The organism is Armatimonas sp., from assembly GCF_031410135.1.
Lineage (GTDB): Bacteria > Armatimonadota > Armatimonadia > Armatimonadales > Armatimonadaceae > Armatimonas.
The window spans coordinates 1-1,551 of the sequence record NZ_JANNYP010000317.1 but is presented as its reverse complement, the minus strand read 5'-3'; the positions used below and the strand labels follow the sequence as shown (position 1 = coordinate 1,551).

The 1,551-nt window shown below is 61.0% G+C and carries 1 pseudogene; it reads right to left on the bottom strand.

The window, feature by feature from the left end:
• Positions 1–1,551 (bottom strand): annotated as a pseudogene (locus RMO15_RS11365) (hypothetical protein); the annotation flags it as partial.

The window sequence follows — 1,551 nt, the reverse complement described above, 5'->3', positions numbered from 1 at the left end:
GCTCCCCTGCGAGCCAGTACAGCTCGTGGAAGGCGAGGCCACCTTTCTGGTAGCAGATATAGGGCTGACGGCGCGTGGAGATGAGGGGCTGCTCCTCCGTACGATCCTGACCACGGCCCTTCAGATAGGCATCGGCAGCGCGCTTATTGACCTCGCCAGCCTCATTGCCTGCCTCGACCGCCACTCGGAGCGCCGTGTACTCCGCCAGCGACTCGGAGAGTACTTCGGAGCCGGGTAGGTTCGCTCCCGTGAGCTGGTGCGCCCACCACTGGTGCGCCACTTCATGCGCCGTGACATAGAACGGGGTGTCGAAGTCACCTTTACCGACATTGAGCGTAAAGCCCCCTGCCTCAGAAAATGGGATCGTGCCCGCAAAGGCTTGGGCGGCGATATTTTCACCCCGCGCGGGAAACTCGACAATCCGTAGCTCGGAGAAAGGGTAGGGCGCGTACGTTTGGGAGCAGAACGCCAGCGCCTCTTTGGCACCGCTCAGCATGCGTTTTACATTCCAGGGGTGCCCGGCGTGGTAGTAAACCGTGATAGGAGTGGCTTTGTAGGTGGTTTTCTGCGTCGCGTACTTGCCCGAAACCACGGCCCAAAAGTAGCGAACCACGTGGTTTGACTCGTAGCGGAAGCAGCGCCGCCCGTTTTCTTGCCACTCGCGGACGAGCTTGCCTGGCGCGAGCGCAAGCTGATCCGGCGCGGTTCTGACGGTCATGGAGAGCTGCACCCAGTCCGAGTCGCCGCCGATATAGGTCTGGTAGCTGCCGATACGCTCGGGAAGCTCTTTCCACACGCCCAAGTTCTGCTTCTTGCGCTCCGCCGCATCCGTGAGCTCTCCCTCGGACTGGTAGCCGATCCGTGGCGCAAGATTGGAGAGAAAGCTCCCATTGGCCGCGATATCAGTGCGTGGGCCACTAGCGGCAAAGCCCGGCTTGTCCCAGGCGACGGTGAAGTCTAGGGTGATGGTCTGGCCCGGTGCCAGCGGTGTGGCGAGCTTCCAGACCTGCATCCCGAGATGCGTATCATCTTGCCTACGAGTGGCAGGGGCTCCGAAGGCGATTTTCCGCAGGTCGAGATCGTTGTCATAGCTCAGGAGTATCTCAGGGATGGGCTTGTCGGACTTATTCTTAAGCGTGTAGCGTCCCGAGAGTGCAAACGCGCGACGCTCCGGCCAGAGAGTGACATCCAGATCGGCAGCCGCGATCTTGGGCTGGGGCAGCTCTAGCCACTTCGCTCGATACGTCCGCTCATAGTCCGCCTGGTCACGCTTATGGCTATTCTCATTCTGGAAACGATGGACGCCGTAGAAGTTATAGAGCAGCAGCCCGGTACTAAGCGTACAGAGCGCGGTCAGTAAGGCAATTCCGCCTCGGTTCTGCGGACGCTTGGGAAGGGAGAGGGCAAGCATCCAAAACGCCACCAGGAGCCAGTGTGCCCCCATGCCCAAAAGCTGCGTCTGGTAGGCACTAAAGCCATCCAGATCGGAGTAGTGGGCATCGCCCAGTGTCCCCAAGTCCAGCAGCGGGTGCTCCCAGCCCAGCGCGGTGA